Raw genomic sequence first — 17,394 nt, forward strand, 5'->3', positions numbered from 1 at the left:
CGAGCTAATTTCGTGCGAATAATGTAAAATCTGACTGCTCGATCGCTTGTCAATGACACTCGAAAATTGGCTCGATCTTACTTATTTTCCGCTGCTCAATGTCCTTTCTTTGCTGGTTTTTGCGAAAATATAAAGATGCCCGCTATGATTAATACCAGTAGAACCGCCGACGCTGTGTAACGGCTCAAATTCAGCCCCCCTTTAGCGATGGGTTTATCTAGAAAGTCGCCGACAACCGCACCGAGGGGTCGAGTCAGGATAAAAGCCGCCCAAAATAGCAAGGTCTGAGAGATGTTTGTTTGGTAGTAGGCAACTGCAACCGCCACTAACATCGTGCCAAAGACGATCGCACCACCTGTATACCCCAAACCTGCGGTATCGGCTGTCCAATCACCGAGCGCAGTACCCAAGGTTTGGGAAAACATAATCGTCACCCAATAAAACATTTCAGCTTTGGGCGATTTCACCGTACTAACAGCGATCGAACCCAGAGTGCGATACCAAATGAATAGTGAGGCGAGCAGTAAGACTATCAATATTGCAGTTCCACCCGCATAGCCGATGCCCAGCGAACGATCCACAAAATCTGCCAATGTGGTTCCTACTGTTGTCGTGGCAATAATTGTCGTCCAGTACAGGAACGGATGAAATTTCTTGGCAGCAATCTGAGTTAATACTGCAATCAGAAATATGCCTGCAAAGATCCCCGTACTGACGAGATAGCCGAGATTCATCGACATTGACAAAGCATCCCCGCCTGTCTCGCCAAGGGTTGTAGCCAGAATCTTGATGATCCAGAAACTCAAGGTGACTGCTGGAACTTTACTGAGAACATCTTTGGCTGCGGTATTCGTTGTTGCACTCATTATTAATTACTCTTATTGATGTTAGCAATCGCTTTATACTTGAAATATCGAGCGATTCAGATTGTCTCTTGATTAAGTTTTGATTTGCTGTCGGTGCTTAATTTGACTGATTTAGCGTAAATTATTCTCGCTATTTATAAACAAATCGACTGATAGTAATTATCACTACCCTATGAAGATAAAAACTATCGATCGACTATCATTAGATCGGGTAAATTCCGTCGATTAGAAGTTATTTACCATCATCATTAGTTTCACCCTCTTCTACTTCAGCTACTTGAATGCTGCTACGCGGGCGAAAACCTTCTGATTCCGCTCCCTCTTTGGCAGTATTATCCGTATAGAGAATCTTTCCGTTTCCGGCATCAACTTTCACCTCATTTTGTCCGATATTTATGGCATAAACTAAGTTACCGTCTTCATTTTCTAGCTGAACGTTACTGGCTTTATTTCCAATTGCTGCTTCTGCTGTTTGTCGTGCTTGGCTTGCTGAGATTTTAGCCAGGGGCTGGAGTTTAGCTATTTCGCCTGCTTCATCAGTAGATGATTCGCTCAAGGCTACTTTCTCTTGGGCAACTGCCATTGATGATGTATTAGGTGACGATGCCGATACCATTTTGGCAATACCACCGATACCAATAGTAGCGACTACTGCGGCAATGAGACTAACTTTTACTGAGGGTTTCATGGGTTAAATTTCTGAATTTGGACTCAACGCCATCTACATTAAGTAATAAAAGTTAAGAACTAGGAAAGATTTAAAATAGTTTTAAAATCCAGGCATCTGATGACTTTTCTAGTTCTTGACAATTTGTTTGTAAGATCGGCTTGTCCGATCTAATTAAGCTAATTTTCTCATGCACGATCTTCGAGTTAATCGTCAGAATTTAATTAATAGCTTGCGCCAGCAAGGAGTATGGCTGATTGGCTATCTGCTTATCCTTTGCATTGTTGCTTGGCTATGTACCGAAGTGTGGGAGAGAGAAGCATTTAGCTTCGATCGATCTTTACTGCTATGGATTCATCAATTTGCCAATCCTCAATTGGATGGTGTGATGCTATTTATTACCTCTCTAGGTAATCCAGGTATGGTAGTAACAGTCTTTATTAGTACGATCGCTTGGCTGGGGATGAAACGGCGATACTCTGATGGCATCAGATTTTTAATTATTTGTGCGGGTGGAGTATCAATCAATTACGTAATGAAGTTATTTTTTGCCAAACCTCGCCCCGAACTGTGGACGCGATTAATTAGCGAAACTTCGTTTTCTTTTCCGAGCGGTCATGCGGTCGGTTCGATGGTTGTGTATGGTTTTATTGGTTATATCTTAGCCAGAGAGTTCCCTATTTATAAAAGATATATTTATACTGCTGCCAGTATTTTAATTATCGCAATCGGATTCAGTCGCTTGTATTTGGGCGTACACTATCCGACTGATATTATGGCTGGATATGGAGTGGGTATCCTATGGCTGACTACTTGTTTGAAAGTAAGGCGTTAAGAGCGGGAATCGACTTTTTTTCAGCTATCTTAACGATTGTGAGCGACTTGTCGCCATATTTGATACTGCTCCAATACATATATACGCAAAACTTACAGCTAGCTCTAGCTGTAACTGTTAGCTTGACAGAGACTGCGCTAAGGTTCGTCAGCCATTTTTAGGTCTAACACTATATTTTGAGGCGAGTGCAAATTAAAAAGTAGCTCCTGCAAGTGATTTCATCTGGATTTCATCTTGGGCATTTATAGTTGTCATAGAGTAAAGAGTTAAAGTAATGACAAAAATCTTACGATTTATCAATTCTTTAGGTCGATCGACTATCACCTCTAATAGTGACAATTATTCAAATGTCAATAATACCGATCGCCCTTCACCGCATGTCGATGGTAAATTCGATCCCGACAATGAATGGACAATGGTTCGCCCATCTATTCAAGTTCATGTGCCCTGCCATAGTCAAATCTTGACAAAACTATGGATTTATGTTCCCGATCGTTTTAAGCCCCAAACTGCCAAAATTCAAATTACCGATTCGGCAGAGCCGACGATTAGCGAACGAGATGTGGCAAAGCCGACGCTACATACCCGAACGATTTCTGCTCTAATTTCCCGTCGAGGTCAGTGGCTGCAAATCAAATTGAAGCAGTCGATCGTTCCTGATACACAGTTGCGAATTGATTTCGATCGGGTCGATCGAAATATGCTGGCGCGGTTGCCTGAATATTTTATCTATGGCAAATCTGTAAACGGGCAAAGCAGTTTTGTCGGTAGAGGCTATTTTGATTCGGCTTTGCCGAAGCTCCGCCAACGAGCGGAGCGATTTTAGTATCCAGGCATAGTCATCTAAATTTTTTGATGTGAAATCTGTGAATAAATTCACTATTTTGCGTATTAAATCTACTTTTGTTAATAAAAATATTTGTTTGTAGGTATTGATATGTATCCATTAATTTCAAGATTTATCATAATTATTAGTGCTGGGCTGTTAATATTTGAAATGATTAAAGGAGAGTTTAATCTTAGTTTAGAAACTTCCAATTTTATAGATTTCATAATTATTCTTGTCGCTATGTGTGGGTTATTTTTGGGAATTAGTATTCCTGAAACACCGATTAGCGATTTAGTTAGCACTGATGCTGTGACATCTCTAGCAGAAATTACACCTCCAGATCGAACTCGGACTGATGAAGAGAGTAAAAATGAAGAGGATTAAGTGCAATTATTTCTGTTACTGCTATCTAAAAGCTAGGATATCTTGCTAGATATCATCTCAATTTTTATGTGTTCAGACCTCGTGGACGCTAAACGCTCGATTAAATAATAGCTAGATTTCTTCATTTCATCTAGGTTTCATCTTGGCTATTTATAATGGATCGACCGACTTGATTGGTGAAGCCTATTTCCCTCAAGCGGCTCGTTGGCATAGCCTCTCTGAAAGAGAATCGTAAATGAGACATGCGATCTTATGGCGAAAGTCTATTTAGTTTCGGCAAATATATTCAATTAGGAGTGCGAACATGAAATTATTAACTTCAGGAATTATTGTTTTAGCTAGTGCTGGACTATTATTACTGGGAGCCTGTAGCAAAGAGCCAAAAACCAGCGATTCAGCTAGCCCAGATGCTGCTACACCTACAGCGGAAACTGCATCTCCAGCATCAACTACATCTCCAGCAACAACTACGGCTCAATCTGAAAGTAGCAAGGGTGGTAAGAGTAAAGGGGGACAAGTAGTAGAGTCGGGTAAATATCACTTAGAGTTCGTTCCAGAGAAAGGTACTAATGACACTCACTTAGATTTATATCTGCAAAAAGGTGATACTCATGAGGCTATTGCCAATGCGAAAGTGACTGCTGAGGTGCAATCACCAGATGGTAAGCTTAAAACTATTCCACTTAGTTACGATGCCAGTGGGAAGCACTATGCAGCAGTAGTAAGTGATAAAACCACTGGTCAATATCAAGTAAAAGTTACTGCGACAATTGGTAGTGATAAGGCTGATGGTCGCTTTAATTTCAATCGATAACTAAAGGACATTTTAGAGGAGGAATTCACGATCGATTCCTCCTACTTACGAGATTTACTGGCGAGGTGCAATTTTAGGCATACTACAGCCAGTGCCACAATCGCAACCACTAGCACATTTACCACAACCACAGTCAGCAGCAAAAGCAGCACCAGCAGTCACAACAGCAATCGCCACAGCAGCTACCGTTGCTTTGAAAATATTTTTAGCGGTCATATTTCTATTATCCTTGAGTACCCTCCAATCATAAACCCTCTAGTTGGCTTGAGAGTCAAGAGAGATAGGCAAACTATAGCGGTAGAAACAATGCTTAAAATTGGCGATCTAAAAGAGCAAACGGGAGTGACAGTTAGCACCCTGCGTTACTACGAAAACTTAGGCTTACTGCAACCAGCACTCAGGAGTGATAGTGGCTATCGCTACTTCCATGACAATGCAGTGCAAAGAGTACTATTCATTAAAAAAGCTCAGACCCTTAATTTTTCTCTAACTGAGATTCAGCAAATTCTCAATTCTCACCAGCAAGGCACAGCCGTTTGCTCAATTGTCAAAGACTTAATCGATCTAAAAATTAGCCATCTAGACACCGAGATTCAAAAGCTGCTTGAATCCAAGCACAGATTGGAAAGTCACCGCGAACGATGGTCTATCTATCCTGAAGATCTTCCTAATAGTGAAAGTGTCTGTACTCTAATTGAAGAATTGATAGCATTAGAAGCTAGTACTATCGATTAATTTTGTAGAGAAAAACGATTAATTTTGAGCGTTCTCCCTTATTTCCGCTGCTAAAGATATTAGTCTTTCAATGAAAGTATTTGCACTCTCATTAAAAGACTAAGATCGTTAGTTATTTACCTCGGATATAACCTGGTGAGTAAGATGCGCCCGATGGCGAACTAACTGGTAGCTGCATTTTCTTACAGCAACTATAGCAATCCTAAATGAGAAGCAGATCGCTTTAGTACATCAGTATGAAAATCAAAATAGCTCTAGCCCTTATTTATCAACGATTCAAGCTTTAGAGCAAGTGTACTATGATATTTGCGAATCAAATAGGATTGCTATATCGCAACTGCGTTCTTGAGCAGAAGCCGCCCCAGTTGTTATTAATACTAAAGTGGCTAATGCCAAGACCGATCCGATCGCTAGCTTAATTTGTTTCGACATAATTACCTCTGATAACTTTCTAAGCTGTTACTTTTATTATAAAGTCTCTACTGGGCTGTAGAGTCAAGAGCTAATTTGAAATAATGTTTAGAACAGAAGTAAGAGAGGCGCAAGGTAGTACTGGCAGTAATTTTTAGCGAAAGCGTGACAAACATAGTACTAAGATTTATAAAACTAAATACCTGATTTCATCTTAATTTCATCTAGATATGATACAGCCAAAGCCAATGCTTTAAATGCCTTGAAAATAATAAATAAACTCAATAATCTATGCCTATAGGCTGATTTATTTACTACGGATTATTAGTGAAGATTAATAGAGTAAACATCAAAATGTTTGTAAACGTTTTTCAGGAGTAAGTTTATGACTACAACTCAATCTCGTAACTCTCAACTCGAAGCTTGTATTGAAGCCTGCCTTAAATGTCTACAAGACTGTGAATTTTGCGCCACGGCATGTCTGGATAGTGACATGGTGCAAATGATGGCTGCTTGCATCAAAGCCTGCCGTGATTGTGCCGATCTTTGCGCTCTTTGTGCCCGGTTTATGAGTCGCACTTCCGACTTACACGCTCAATTATGCGCGGTTTGTGCTGATGCTTGCGATCGCTGTGCTACTGAATGTGCCAAGCACGACCACGAGCACTGCCGTCGTTGCGCTGAGTCTTGTCGTCGTTGTGCGGAGTCTTGCCGTCAAATGTCAATGGCAATGGCTTAGTCAAGACTTGCTTATGTAAAGTTTATTCATCCCGTTCAACTCTTTATTTAACTAGAGAGTTGAGCATCAACAAAATATCTAAAAATTATGACTCAGCACAACAACCAAGCTAAATCCTCCGTCGTTGGCAAAGCCTCTCCCGTGGAGAATCGCATCAGAATGGCAAATCCAGCATCAGTTCCACCGAAAATATGGGTAGGATTTGCGATCGCTGCCCTCTTTTTAAGCAGCGGATTGGTGGCATGTTCCGACCGCACAACGCAATCAACATCGACAACAGAGACCACACCCACGACTAATCCAGCCGTAAGTCCATCTCCAAACTCATCTAGCCAAACTATCTCCGATCGAGATTTTTTGACAATGATGACGGCTCATCACAAGCAAGCAATTGAGATGGCGAATTTAGCACCAACCCGTGCGAAGCGTCCTGAAATCAAACAACTGGCTCAAAACATTATCAAAGACCAAAAGAGCGAGATTCAAACAATGGCAACTTTGTATAAAACAGCCTATGGCACAGAAATTCCCTCGATGGCAATGGGTGATGGCACGAGTGGCATGATGGGCAAGGATGGTTCGATGAATGGCATGAATGGCATGAATGGCATGAAAATGGATATAAATGCTCTCAAAAATGCCGCTGATTTTGATAAGGAATTTCTGCGTCAGATGAGTGTCCATCACCAGACAGCAACCCAGATGAGTCAGATGGTGTTGCAGACGACCAAATCGCCAGAAATTCGGACATTGGCTGAGTCAATTGTCAAAGCTCAAACTGCTGAGATCGGGCAGATGCAGAAATGGTATCAAAGTTGGTATAAAGCTGCTCTGTAATTAACATTTCCAAATTAAAATTCATTCATCCTCTTGACTCACTAGTTGACTAGAGAGTTGAGTATAAAATCTAATTATTTAATGGAGAAAATATATGTCTAAAATTGGTCTTTTTTATGGTACCCAAACAGGCAAAACAGAATCGATTGCCTCAATGATTCAAGAGCAAATAGGTACCGATCTTGTAGATATCCATGAAATAGCAGATATCACAGGTGATGATTTTACTGACTATCAAGATCTGATTATCGGCGCACCAACATGGAATGTCGGCGAGTTGTCGAGCGATTGGGAAGATTTCTTTCCTGACTTAGATGACATTGATTTTACAGGTAAAACAGTAGCTTACTTTGGGGTTGGCGACCAAACTGGCTACCCTGATAGCTTCATGGACGCAATTGGAATTCTCGAAGAAAAAATCAGTGCGCTAGGTGGGAAAACTGTTGGCTCTTGGCCGACTGATGGCTATGACTTTAGTGAGTCACGGGGTGTACGTGACGGTAAATTCATCGGTTTAGCTCTCGATGAAGATAACCAAGGAGATTTAACCGAGTCGCGCATCAAAACTTGGTCGGGTCAGGTTAAACAAGCCTTTGGCATCTAAGCATCATTATTTAAAGATGAATAACCCAAAATTCACAGATTAAAAAACCTCACGGACGCATTTATAAATGCGATCTATATGCAAATTAAAGCCACGCAACAACATCTCCTTACTCGTCGAAACTTCATGCGAGGAAGTGGCTTTGTCGGCGGACTGATCCTTAGTAGCGGAATGCACAGCCTACTATCGAGTTGTTCGCCCCAACCTTCTACTACGAAGACACCCGAACAGAACACTGTAGCCCGCACCCCAAATCCAAAATTCATTCCCGATCTGGAAATTAATCTCCAGGCTACGCCGAAAACAGTGCAAATCCTCGCTGGACAACCGACCCAAGTTTGGTCGTATGCAGCAACCCTAGTCAAAGGCGACCCAACCAGCCTGACTGCCATTCCCGATAGTTATTTAGGCCCGATTATTCGCGTTCAAACAGGTCAGCGCGTCCGGGTCAACTTTCAAAATAACCTGCCACAGGGACAGTCCACGATCGTGCATTGGCACGGATTAATTCTACCAGAAGACATGGATGGACATCCTCGGTTTGCGATCGAGCCTGGGCAAACCTATGTCTATGAGTTTGAAGTGATTAATCGGGCGGGGATGAACTGGTTTCATCCTCATCCAGATATGCTGACAGGGCAACAAGCCTATGCTGGCTTGGCGGGGCTGTTTATCGTGACAGATCCAGAAGAAGCAGCCCTTAAACTACCTTCAGGGGCTTATGAAGTGCCGATCGTCCTCCAAGATCGTACCTTAGATGTCAATAATCAACTCCTCTATTTGGGAAATAAACTCGGTACCCCACGTAATAGCGGCATGGGCGGAATGGGTGGAATGAATAACTCAGATCGATCGGGTAATGGCATGGGTGACATGAGCAGCATGATGGGCTTTTTGGGCGAACAGCTCTTCATCAATGGTAAGCCCAATTTCACTCTAGCTGCGGCGACGCGAGTTTATCGCCTCCGCATCCTCAATGGTTCTAATTCACGCATCTACAAGCTGGGATGGAGCAATGGCAATCCATTAACCGTTATCGGTACCGATGGGAGCTTACTAACTCAGCCTGTCGAGCGAAAATACGTGATGCTGGCTCCAGGGGAACGGGTAGATGTTTGGGCAGATTTTAGTAAGTTAAAAGTTGGGACAGAATTAGCTCTCAATAGTCTGGTATTTTCGGGAGCCGAGAATGTCGGTGGTAGCAGCATGGGCGGAATGATGGGGTCTGGTAATGCCCCTGAACTTGGGGCAGCGATGAAGCTATTCAACATTAAGATCGATAGAGCAGAAACAGAACCGCTGAAACTTCCCAGTAAACTAGCCGCTCTACCCCTATTGCGCCCAGCAGATGCCATTAATGCTGCCCAGCCGCGTCCGGTTGAGCTTGCACTCCAAGGGATGAAATGGACGATTAATGGACAGCTTTTTGAAATGAATGCCGCAACTTCCCAGGAAACCGTCAAGTTAAATTCGATCGAACAGTGGGAGATTATCAACAAACTCAACCCTGGAGCCATGATGGATGCTAAGGGCATGGCGCACCCCATCCATTTTCACGGGGTAAAATTTCAAGTTATTAGTCGCCAAGTGTTGCCAGAACTTGCTGCCGGATGGCAAACAGTCAAGGATGGCTATGTCGATGAGGGCTTCAAGGATACCGTGATGGTGATGCCAGGTGAGCGAGTCAAGCTGCTGATGAAATTCGAGAAATATAGTGGCTTATTTGCCTACCACTGTCATACCTTAGAACACGAAGATGCTGGCATGATGAGAAATTATCGAGTCCAGGTTTAAACTTACTCCCGTTTAGAAAACGGGAGCTTTAGAGATAAACCTATCTCACAAAATTCTCACATTCTAAACGTATTGTTAATAATAGTTCTATTGTATAAAAATTGAAGAATATCTTGTTTCATTACTAAGTTTTAGGTAATTTTATTACTAATAATTTATCATAACTAATAATTTAACAATACAATTAATAAATTTTAGATTTCAAACACATCACATAAAAATCATGACTCGCGAAACTAACAGCCTTGAAAAACAACTAAATGAAAACTCGGAAACGGCAGAAGGCGCGAATAATAACATCAATCATCGATCTAATATCAAGACATCCAAAGTCGAAACCCTCGCCAAACTTTACCTAGAAAGTGAACCTGCCCAAATTACTGATGCAACGCTTGCAGAACTGTGTGAATGGCTGTGGGTCGAGTTTGAGAGTACTCCACTCAATCTAGAATTCTCATGGTACGAGCGTTATGACAATGCCGCCGAGATGTTTGCTGATATCAAGCAAAGTCATCTGTGGGTATCTGCCGAAAATTATGATACAACTTTGGGGCTTAATCCCATTTATAACTTTATCTTTCAGGCAGTACACGATCGTGACCACTACTTGACCGATAGTGATTTTAGCCTCGAAGGTGAAATTGCAACTTATAATGCCACAGCCAAACGTGCGCCAAGTTTAGATATCCAAAAAATTATCTATTCTGAAAGTGTACTCAGATCTGCTGCTTACCTTTTTCTGGGACATGCACCGATCTCCAAAATCGTCTTTCCCTCAGTTAGAAAGACATTCAATAGACCCGATCCTTGTTAACAATTTTCTTGCTTTAGAGACTACACCAACGATTGAATTTTTAGGAGAATAATTTATGTTAGACATTGATGAAATGGGGCAGGACGAGATTCGTGAATTGCTCCACAAAGTAGGCTACGGTCATCTTGGTTTCATCCATGAAGGCAAACCCTATGTGATGCCAATGCACTATTATCTCGAAGATTCGGACATATATCTGTTTACCACAGTTGGTATGAAAACTCATGACATGGACGCAGATCCAGATATTTGCCTCCAGGTTGAAGAAATACATAGTCCCGAACATTGGCGGAGTGCAATTGTAATGGGACGTGCCAAGCACATTACAGAGCAGCCAGAAATCGATCGCGTGATGGCATTAGTCAAACAGCGCGATGCAACACTTTCTCCAGCAATTAATCGAACTTGGACAGATTCTTGGGGACGTGCAGAGGTAATTTCCATCTACCGAATCGAACAAGGCGAGATGAGCGGACGGACAACTGATGGAGTTAGCAGTCGATGAAAATTTAAACATAATAGAATCATGGAAGATCTCAATCTAAAACTCAAAGGGATGAGTTGCGCCTCCTGTGCTAACAGCATCGAAAAAGCAATTCTTGGTGTGCCAGGGGTAGTCGAAGGTAACGTCAATTTTAGTAGCGATCGAGCCAGTGTTCGCTACGATCCCAAACAGACTAATATCAACATCATCACTAAAGCCGTTGTTGATGTTGGGTATGAAGCGCAAATTATCCCCGCAGATCTGAGCATTGAAGATGACACTGGAAACAGAGAACAACAGCGAGAAGAGAGAAACCTTCAGCGCAGAGTTTTAGTCGGTGCGATTCTCAGTATCTTACTCGTCATCGGCAGTCTGAGCCATTTCAATCTCACACTTCCATCTTGGTTAGCTCGGCTCGAAAATCCTTGGGTACAGCTAGTTCTGGCATCACCCGTGCAGTTTTGGGTGGGAAGAGAATTTCAAATATCGGCGTGGAAGGCATTTCGTCACCGTACTGCCGATATGAATACCCTAATCGCGCTCGGTACGAGTATCGCTTTTTTCTATTCACTCTGGGTGACTATAAACCCTAGTTACTTTACAACACAGGGATTATCGGCAGAAGTCTATTATGAAGCGACGGCGATGATTATCACCTTGACCCTGTTGGGGCGGTGGTTGGAAAATCGTGCCAAAGGAGCCACGTCGTCAGCGATTCAAGCATTGATGGGATTACAGGCAAAAACAGCGCGGGTGGTGCGGGAAGGTAGAGAAATTGACATCCCGATCGCGGAAGTTGCTCTTGCGGATATTGTAGTAGTACGTCCTGGTGAAAAAATCCCCGTCGATGGTGAAGTTGTATCGGGATATTCCACGGTGGATGAATCGATGCTCACGGGTGAAAGTTTTCCCGTGACTAAGCAAGTCGGCGATGAAGTTGTCGGTGCCACTCTCAACAAGATGGGTAGCTTTCAGTTTCAGGCGACTAAAATCGGCAAAGATACCGCCCTAGCGCAGATTGTCAAATTAGTCCAACAAGCCCAAAATTCCAAAGCCCCGATTCAAAAACTAGCCGATAATATCACTAGCTGGTTCGTTCCGGTAATTCTGGCAATCGCGGTGACAACCTTTGTAGTCTGGTTTCTAACGATTGGTAATTTCACATTATCGATCGTCACAATGGTCAGCGTGTTAATTATCGCTTGTCCCTGCGCTTTGGGTTTAGCAACGCCCACCTCAGTTACTGTCGGTATCGGCAAGGGAGCAGAAAATGGCATTTTAATTAAAGGCGCGGAAAGTTTAGAACTCGCCCGTCAAATCCACACGATCGTCATGGATAAAACAGGTACGATTACGCAGGGTAAGCCTGTTGTCACCGATACTACCTCGATCCTGGATCTAATTCCTAATAGTCTTGGCGTGCTGGCTCCACTGACTTTATGGCGATCGATCGGTGCCTTAGAAAATAACTCCGAACATCCCCTAGCTGAAGCCTTGCTGCAATATGCCCGCGATCGAATTAAAGATGCCCAATTACCAACTGTCGAACAATTTGAAGCGATCGCTGGCAGTGGTGTCCAGGGTACTGTAGCAGGGCAGCAGGTGTCGATCGGGACTCAACGCTGGTTCGATGAAATGGGGATAAATTCCGCCGTATTCCAAACACAAAAAGAAGGTTGGGAAGATGCCGGAAAAACGGTAGTTTTTGTAGCGATTGATGGTCATTTACAAGCTGCCATTGCGGTTGCGGATACTGTCAAACCTACCTCTGCCAAAGCGATTCAAACCTTACAAAAAATGGGCATCGAAGTAGTGATGCTCACTGGTGATAATCAGCGTACCGCCAAAGCGATCGCCGATCGAGTGGGGATCAAGCGCGTCTTAGCCGAAGTCCGCCCCGACCAAAAAGCGCAGACAATTCAGACTTTGCAGGTACGAGAGAAAAAAGTTGTCGCAATGGTTGGCGATGGCATTAATGATGCCCCTGCTTTGGCTCAGGCTGATGTCGGGATGGCGATCGGTACGGGCACAGATGTCGCGATCGCCGCAAGTGACATTACGCTGATTTCAGGGGACTTACAGGGGATTGTCACGGCAATTCGGCTCAGTCGTGCCACGATGCAAAATATTCAGCAAAACCTATTCTGGGCACTGGCTTATAATGTCCTGGGCATCCCGATCGCAGCGGGAATTCTGTTCCCACTGACGGGCTGGTTGCTCAATCCAGCGATCGCGGGTGCGGCGATGGCGTTTAGTTCGATTTCAGTTGTCCTCAATGCTTTGAGATTAAAGGGGCTAAAACTATGAAACTTGTAGCAATTTCGATTGGGGCAATGCTCTCGCTAGCTCAAATGGGTGGAGAATCTCCCATGCAAATGCAGCCCTCTAACACAAATCGATCGTTTCAACCCATCGAACAGCCTTTACCCGTGAAAGTCGGCGTAGTTCTCGGTGGACTGACGTTGGTTGGTGCCGAACTGTGGTGGTTTTTGGGACGCAAACAACAAAAACAACAAGCGACTCAAAGTAATGGGGTGCAATCGGTATTAGTAACAGTTGATGGTGGCTATCGTCCCGACCGAGTTGTTGTTAATAATGGTGAACCTGTGCGATTATCCTTTCATCGTTTGGATAGCAATTCTTGTCTGGATGAAGTATTAATTCCTGATTTTGGGATTAGCACCCGTTTACCTGTCGGACAGACAACAACTGTTGAATTTACCCCGACTAAAGTAGGTGACTATACTTTTACTTGCGGGATGAGGATGTTTCGGGGAGTAATTGAAGTAAAAGCAACGTGATGTAGTAATTGTGATACTTTACAACTCTACATACCAGAAGATTAATCAGCTAAACTTTAACTGCATCAGAAATCTCAGAGGTGATACTACCTGAATTGTCGTAGTCGATCTTGCTGCCTCCAACCTAGTAGTAAGCCAGTGCCAACCAATAAAACGCCAGCAAAGCCGTAGGGGGCGTTGAACTGCCATGCAAATAGAACGCCGCCTAACATCGCCCCCCCAACTTGTCCGAGGCTGTTGGCGGTATTCTGGATACCTAATACCGTTCCCGTATGTTGACTGCCTCGTTTGGAAATCAGCGCAATGAGGTTTGGGGTAATTAATGCCATCCCGAATGCAAATAGAGCGACTACTCCCAGGACAATCGGCAGCGATTGCGCCATTATTAACAGCAGGACACCACTGCCCATCAGTATAAATCCCAGCCTAACTTGGGCGATCGAACTCACATACCGAGTCAAAAAGCTTACGGCAACGATCTGAAAGACTGTCATCACTCCGCCACACATCATGAACACATAGCCTGTTTGGATCGGGCTATATCCCAATTTGTCTTGAGCCTGGAGTGCAAAAACGACTTCAAACAGCGTGAGTCCAAACTGGGAGATCGTGGTTAAACCCAATAGCAGTAATAATGGTTTACCAAGCTTTTTCCAATTTAGCGGTCGATCTGTAACTGTACTCGCCGATCGCGATGACAACGATTCTGGCAGCCAGCGGAAAGCGACTAGGAATGTTAAGAACATCAAAGCCGCAGCTAGAAAAAAGGGCGGAGCATAGTTTTCAATTTTGAGATCGAAAAGACCGAAGGTGAAACGTAAGTCTTCACGAGTTGTCAAACCGCCGAAAGCGGGGCCGACAATTGCGCCCAAACTTGCCGATATCACGACCAAAGCCATGCCCTTGGCGCGATCGCCTTCAGTCGTGATATCGGCAACATAAGCCGTAGCCGCAGGCAACATCGCAGCGGATAGAAACCCACCGAGTGCCCGCACCACGTACAGCATTGCCACGGAAGAGGCAAACCCGAATAGGAGTTGGGCGACGGCGGAACCAGCGATTCCGAGCAAGATTAACGGTCGTCTGCCGACTCGATCCGACCATTGCCCCCAAAACGGTGAGGCAATTAACTGCACGAAGGCGTAAATGCTAGTTAAAAAGGTAGTATGAATCGCGATCGTTTCACGCGGAACTGCTGCTGAATGTAGATGCCTGAAGAAAAAAGGCAGTACGGGTAGACTCACTCCGAAGCCAATCGCGACTACGAATAAACAAACAAGTAATAAGAATAGCTTTTTAATCATCTGGCGACTTTGTTGGAGCTACTTGTCTTCAAGTATTTGCCCAAATTGGGTTTGGAGATCGACGAGGCGAACGCTGACTAGATTGGGTAGCACGATATTGGCAGCTCCGACGCGAGTAGCAGGGCCGATCCCAATCGATCGCATTCCTCCAGCGATCGCGGCTTCAATCCCCACAGTGGCATCTTCAACCACCACACAGCGATCGGGATCGAGTCCTAACTGTTTAGCAGCATACAGAAACACATCTGGGGCGGGCTTGGGACGTGTGACGCTATCCCCATCAGCGATCGCATCCACCAGATTACCAATCCCTAATTTCTCGATGACAGTTCGGGCATTCTTGCTGGCAGAACCGATCGCGATTTTAATTCCCGCTTGTTTGAGTTCTTGCAATAGCTCGATGGCTCCTGGAAACATATCCTGGGGGGTAATGCTTTGAATCGATTCCTGGTAGTAGCGATTTTTGCGCTCCATCATCTCCTGAAGTGCGGCTTCGGGGTACTGCTTGTCGCCGACGATGTGCATCAGCGATTCGCGGCGAGCTACGCCGCGTAAGGCTTCATTTGCCTGCCTGTCAAAGGGTAGTCCTTCTTCATCAGCCAGTTGTTGCCAAGCCCGATAGTGATATTCGGCAGTGTCCGTCAACACCCCATCGACATCGAAAATGAAGCCCTGAATGTTAGGAACTCGATCGACTGAGGGCGAAAGATCGAAACTGTGCCAAGTGCCGTGCCAGTTCAGTTTAAATTTAAGGCGAGTCCAAGTGGGCGGGAGATGGGGAGTCGCGACAGGGCCGCTGTCGGTCAGTTGAATGCCGCCGAAGCCGAATACCACTGCTTGCCAGACACCGCCTGCTGAAGCCGCGTGAATGCCGTCGGCGGTATTACCGCGAGTATCTTCGAGATCGACCGTGGCTGCCTGCATAAAGTGTTTATAGGCATCTGCTGTTTTACCCAGGGTTGCTGCGAGGATTGCGTGAATGGCGGGACAGAGTGACGACCCATAGGTGCTGTCGGTGCGGGGTGCATAGTAGTCCCAGTTCTTTTGGAGCACATCGCCAGGGAATTCTGGTGTGTCTCGCATCAGGTAGAGGAGCATCAACACATCGGGCTGCTTGAGTACCTGTGTCTGATTCGTTTCGTTCATGCCCAGCACAGCTTGAATCGATCGATCTCGCGGTTCGTAGTCGCTTAAATTGATATCTTTGAGTTGGAAAAACCCGTCAAACTGCTCGATCGGCGTGATGTCGGCATCATTAGGGATGTAGATCTGAGCGACAATCTCGTGGCAGCGTATCAGTAGCTCTGGCGTAAGTTTCAGCCTTTGTGCTAGTTCGGCAGCACGATCTGGAAAAGTATGCTGCAACCACTTATAGACGGCAATTGCCTTTTCTAGATTCCACTGCACCATCCGATTGGTGTACGCATTGTTATTCACCTGCTCGTGGTATTCATCGGCTCCGATCGTTCCGCAGAGTTCGTAGCGTTCGTGTCTGGCATTCCATTCGACTCGACTCATCCAGAAGATGGCAGTGTCGAGGATGATTTCAGATCCATAGTCACGCAGCCAAATATCATCACCTGTGACGTGCCAGTATTGCCAGACGGCATAGGCAATGTCGGCACTAATGTGAATTTCGCGATCGCGGCACCAAATCCGCGTAGCTTCTGCATAAGGATCTTCCAAAATCGACCAGCGGGGTGTCATCTCATCGCCAGTGGCAGCACTTTCCCAGGCAAACATGGCTCCTTGATACCCACTATTTGCTGCTTTGCGCCGCGCTCCATCCAAGGTGTGATAGCGGTAGTTCAATAAGCTGCGGGCGAGATCGGGTTGCGTCAGAGTGAAAAAGGGCAAGATAAATATTTCGGTATCCCAAAAGACGTGCCCCCGATAGCCCAAGCCCGACAGCGTTTTGGCGGGAACGCTGACGCGACTGTTATCTGTGCATTCACCCATGATGTGCGAACAGGCACCGATGACGAGTTGAAATAGGTTGTAGCGAACCGCCAACTGAGCTTGAGTATCTCCCTCAATTTCGATATCGCTTTGCTGCCAAAATTCTTGCCACGCTTGCTGATGCGCCTCAAGCAGTACCGGATAGGATGGCAGACTAGCCAATTTAGCTTGAGCCACCCGAACTGGTAGTTCCACATCCTGGGATGTAAACAGCGTCACGACCTTCTCTACACCTACGGTCTGCCCTGCTGTGGCGATAAATGTAGTCCTCAAGGTGGGATAGTCGAGCGGATTTGTCACTTGCGTTATCGCATCGGTGCCAATCGCAGTCATTTTAGCCGCCATACCGAGTTCGATCTGCGAAGTGCGGGTGCGAAGCTGGAGCCAAGCTCCTTGCTCCATCTTGCCTCGATTTAGTTGCTCCCAGTGATCGAAGCCTTGATTGTCAGGATAGCCATTAATGCCGGACTGAACCTCGATCTTGCCACTAAAATCAACTGGTGTAATCTGGCAGATC

At 44.9% G+C, this 17,394-nt stretch carries 18 protein-coding genes; 13 read left to right on the forward strand and 5 right to left on the reverse strand.

All coding sequences use genetic code 11. The annotated features are described in order from the left end of the window. Nucleotides 1-95 precede the first annotated feature (95 nt). A complete protein-coding gene (locus tag ACEW9J_RS08090) occupies nt 96-866 on the reverse strand; it encodes a hypothetical protein (protein ID WP_373544623.1) in 771 nt (256 codons plus the stop codon). A gap of 232 nt (nt 867-1,098) precedes the next feature. Next, nucleotides 1,099-1,554, reverse strand: coding sequence for a PepSY domain-containing protein (locus tag ACEW9J_RS08095; RefSeq protein ID WP_373544624.1), 456 nt, complete (start codon nt 1,552-1,554; stop codon nt 1,099-1,101). Nucleotides 1,555-1,723: 169 nt separating this feature from the next. On the opposite strand from ACEW9J_RS08095, the gene ACEW9J_RS08100 reads away from it, so the two are divergent. The 4 genes from ACEW9J_RS08100 (at nt 1,724) to ACEW9J_RS08115 (ending at nt 4,395) form a co-directional block, all read left to right on the forward strand. Next, the gene (locus ACEW9J_RS08100; RefSeq protein ID WP_373544625.1) at nt 1,724-2,368 is read left to right on the forward strand and encodes a phosphatase PAP2 family protein; all 645 of its coding nucleotides are present in this window, start codon (nt 1,724-1,726) and stop codon (nt 2,366-2,368) included. A gap of 274 nt (nt 2,369-2,642) precedes the next feature. Then, on the forward strand, nt 2,643-3,194 hold the full coding sequence (locus ACEW9J_RS08105) for a hypothetical protein (protein WP_373544626.1): 552 nt from the start codon (nt 2,643-2,645) through the stop codon (nt 3,192-3,194). A gap of 171 nt (nt 3,195-3,365) precedes the next feature. Beyond that, on the forward strand, nt 3,366-3,581 hold the full coding sequence (locus tag ACEW9J_RS08110; RefSeq protein WP_373544627.1) for a hypothetical protein: 216 nt from the start codon (nt 3,366-3,368) through the stop codon (nt 3,579-3,581). Nucleotides 3,582-3,885: 304 nt separating this feature from the next. Continuing rightward, nucleotides 3,886-4,395, forward strand: a complete 510-nt coding sequence (locus ACEW9J_RS08115) for a hypothetical protein (RefSeq protein WP_373544628.1) — start codon at nt 3,886-3,888, stop codon at nt 4,393-4,395. Between the two features lie 54 nt (nt 4,396-4,449). Here the strand turns inward: ACEW9J_RS08115 and ACEW9J_RS08120 are convergent, their stop codons facing one another. Then, nucleotides 4,450-4,611, reverse strand: coding sequence for a hypothetical protein (locus tag ACEW9J_RS08120; RefSeq protein ID WP_373544629.1), 162 nt, complete (start codon nt 4,609-4,611; stop codon nt 4,450-4,452). A 90-nt stretch (nt 4,612-4,701) separates the two neighbouring features. Here ACEW9J_RS08120 and ACEW9J_RS08125 point away from each other — a divergent pair, with 90 nt between their 5' ends. From ACEW9J_RS08125 to ACEW9J_RS08165, 9 genes are all read left to right on the forward strand, one after another. After that, entirely contained in the window at nt 4,702-5,130 is a 429-nt protein-coding gene (locus ACEW9J_RS08125; RefSeq protein WP_373544630.1) for a MerR family transcriptional regulator, read from the forward strand. 796 nt (nt 5,131-5,926) lie between these two features. After that, a complete protein-coding gene (locus tag ACEW9J_RS08130; RefSeq protein WP_373544631.1) occupies nt 5,927-6,280 on the forward strand; it encodes a four-helix bundle copper-binding protein in 354 nt (117 codons plus the stop codon). Between the two features lie 87 nt (nt 6,281-6,367). Then, nucleotides 6,368-7,117, forward strand: a complete 750-nt coding sequence (locus ACEW9J_RS08135) for a DUF305 domain-containing protein (protein ID WP_373544632.1) — start codon at nt 6,368-6,370, stop codon at nt 7,115-7,117. A 94-nt stretch (nt 7,118-7,211) separates the two neighbouring features. After that, nucleotides 7,212-7,721, forward strand: a complete 510-nt coding sequence (fldA, locus tag ACEW9J_RS08140) for a flavodoxin FldA (RefSeq protein ID WP_373544633.1) — start codon at nt 7,212-7,214, stop codon at nt 7,719-7,721. 78 nt (nt 7,722-7,799) lie between these two features. Then, entirely contained in the window at nt 7,800-9,515 is a 1,716-nt protein-coding gene (locus ACEW9J_RS08145; protein ID WP_373544634.1) for a multicopper oxidase family protein, read from the forward strand. Nucleotides 9,516-9,738: 223 nt separating this feature from the next. Next, nucleotides 9,739-10,329, forward strand: a complete 591-nt coding sequence (locus ACEW9J_RS08150; protein ID WP_373544635.1) for a transposase — start codon at nt 9,739-9,741, stop codon at nt 10,327-10,329. Between the two features lie 55 nt (nt 10,330-10,384). Beyond that, nucleotides 10,385-10,834, forward strand: coding sequence for a pyridoxamine 5'-phosphate oxidase family protein (locus ACEW9J_RS08155; protein ID WP_373544636.1), 450 nt, complete (start codon nt 10,385-10,387; stop codon nt 10,832-10,834). Nucleotides 10,835-10,855: 21 nt separating this feature from the next. Then, entirely contained in the window at nt 10,856-13,120 is a 2,265-nt protein-coding gene (locus ACEW9J_RS08160; RefSeq protein ID WP_373544637.1) for a heavy metal translocating P-type ATPase, read from the forward strand. Next, nucleotides 13,117-13,614, forward strand: a complete 498-nt coding sequence (locus tag ACEW9J_RS08165; RefSeq protein WP_373544638.1) for a cupredoxin domain-containing protein — start codon at nt 13,117-13,119, stop codon at nt 13,612-13,614. Before ACEW9J_RS08160 ends, ACEW9J_RS08165 begins: the two co-directional genes overlap by 4 nt. 86 nt (nt 13,615-13,700) lie before the next feature. Here ACEW9J_RS08165 and ACEW9J_RS08170 read toward each other — a convergent pair whose 3' ends face one another. Both ACEW9J_RS08170 and pgmB read right to left on the reverse strand, forming a co-directional pair. Continuing rightward, nucleotides 13,701-14,918 carry an MFS transporter gene (locus ACEW9J_RS08170; protein WP_373544639.1) on the reverse strand — a complete coding sequence of 406 codons (1,218 nt, stop codon included), beginning with the start codon at nt 14,916-14,918 and terminating at the stop codon, nt 13,701-13,703. A gap of 18 nt (nt 14,919-14,936) precedes the next feature. Further along, the coding region (gene pgmB, locus ACEW9J_RS08175; protein WP_373544640.1) for a beta-phosphoglucomutase at nt 14,937-17,394 on the reverse strand (2,458 nt) is incomplete at its 5' end.

This window comes from Chamaesiphon sp., from assembly GCF_041737865.1.
Taxonomy (GTDB): domain Bacteria; phylum Cyanobacteriota; class Cyanobacteriia; order Cyanobacteriales; family Chamaesiphonaceae; genus Chamaesiphon.

Excerpts from the sequence above, each read along its gene's own strand:
- ACEW9J_RS08145 (WP_373544634.1), top strand. The coding sequence starts at position 7,800 with ATGCAAATTAAAGCCACGCAACAACATCTCCTTACTCGTCGAAACTTC.
- ACEW9J_RS08110 (WP_373544627.1), top strand. The coding sequence starts at position 3,366 with ATGATTAAAGGAGAGTTTAATCTTAGTTTAGAAACTTCCAATTTTATA.
- ACEW9J_RS08150 (WP_373544635.1), top strand. The coding sequence starts at position 9,739 with ATGACTCGCGAAACTAACAGCCTTGAAAAACAACTAAATGAAAACTCG.
- ACEW9J_RS08100 (WP_373544625.1), top strand. The coding sequence starts at position 1,724 with ATGCACGATCTTCGAGTTAATCGTCAGAATTTAATTAATAGCTTGCGC.
- ACEW9J_RS08170 (WP_373544639.1), bottom strand. The coding sequence starts at position 14,918 with ATGATTAAAAAGCTATTCTTATTACTTGTTTGTTTATTCGTAGTCGCG.
- ACEW9J_RS08120 (WP_373544629.1), bottom strand. The coding sequence starts at position 4,611 with ATGACCGCTAAAAATATTTTCAAAGCAACGGTAGCTGCTGTGGCGATT.
- ACEW9J_RS08155 (WP_373544636.1), top strand. The coding sequence starts at position 10,385 with ATGTTAGACATTGATGAAATGGGGCAGGACGAGATTCGTGAATTGCTC.
- ACEW9J_RS08115 (WP_373544628.1), top strand. The coding sequence starts at position 3,886 with ATGAAATTATTAACTTCAGGAATTATTGTTTTAGCTAGTGCTGGACTA.
- ACEW9J_RS08125 (WP_373544630.1), top strand. The coding sequence starts at position 4,702 with ATGCTTAAAATTGGCGATCTAAAAGAGCAAACGGGAGTGACAGTTAGC.
- ACEW9J_RS08135 (WP_373544632.1), top strand. The coding sequence starts at position 6,368 with ATGACTCAGCACAACAACCAAGCTAAATCCTCCGTCGTTGGCAAAGCC.
- fldA (WP_373544633.1), top strand. The coding sequence starts at position 7,212 with ATGTCTAAAATTGGTCTTTTTTATGGTACCCAAACAGGCAAAACAGAA.
- ACEW9J_RS08090 (WP_373544623.1), bottom strand. The coding sequence starts at position 866 with ATGAGTGCAACAACGAATACCGCAGCCAAAGATGTTCTCAGTAAAGTT.
- ACEW9J_RS08130 (WP_373544631.1), top strand. The coding sequence starts at position 5,927 with ATGACTACAACTCAATCTCGTAACTCTCAACTCGAAGCTTGTATTGAA.
- ACEW9J_RS08160 (WP_373544637.1), top strand. The coding sequence starts at position 10,856 with ATGGAAGATCTCAATCTAAAACTCAAAGGGATGAGTTGCGCCTCCTGT.
- ACEW9J_RS08095 (WP_373544624.1), bottom strand. The coding sequence starts at position 1,554 with ATGAAACCCTCAGTAAAAGTTAGTCTCATTGCCGCAGTAGTCGCTACT.
- ACEW9J_RS08105 (WP_373544626.1), top strand. The coding sequence starts at position 2,643 with ATGACAAAAATCTTACGATTTATCAATTCTTTAGGTCGATCGACTATC.
- ACEW9J_RS08165 (WP_373544638.1), top strand. The coding sequence starts at position 13,117 with ATGAAACTTGTAGCAATTTCGATTGGGGCAATGCTCTCGCTAGCTCAA.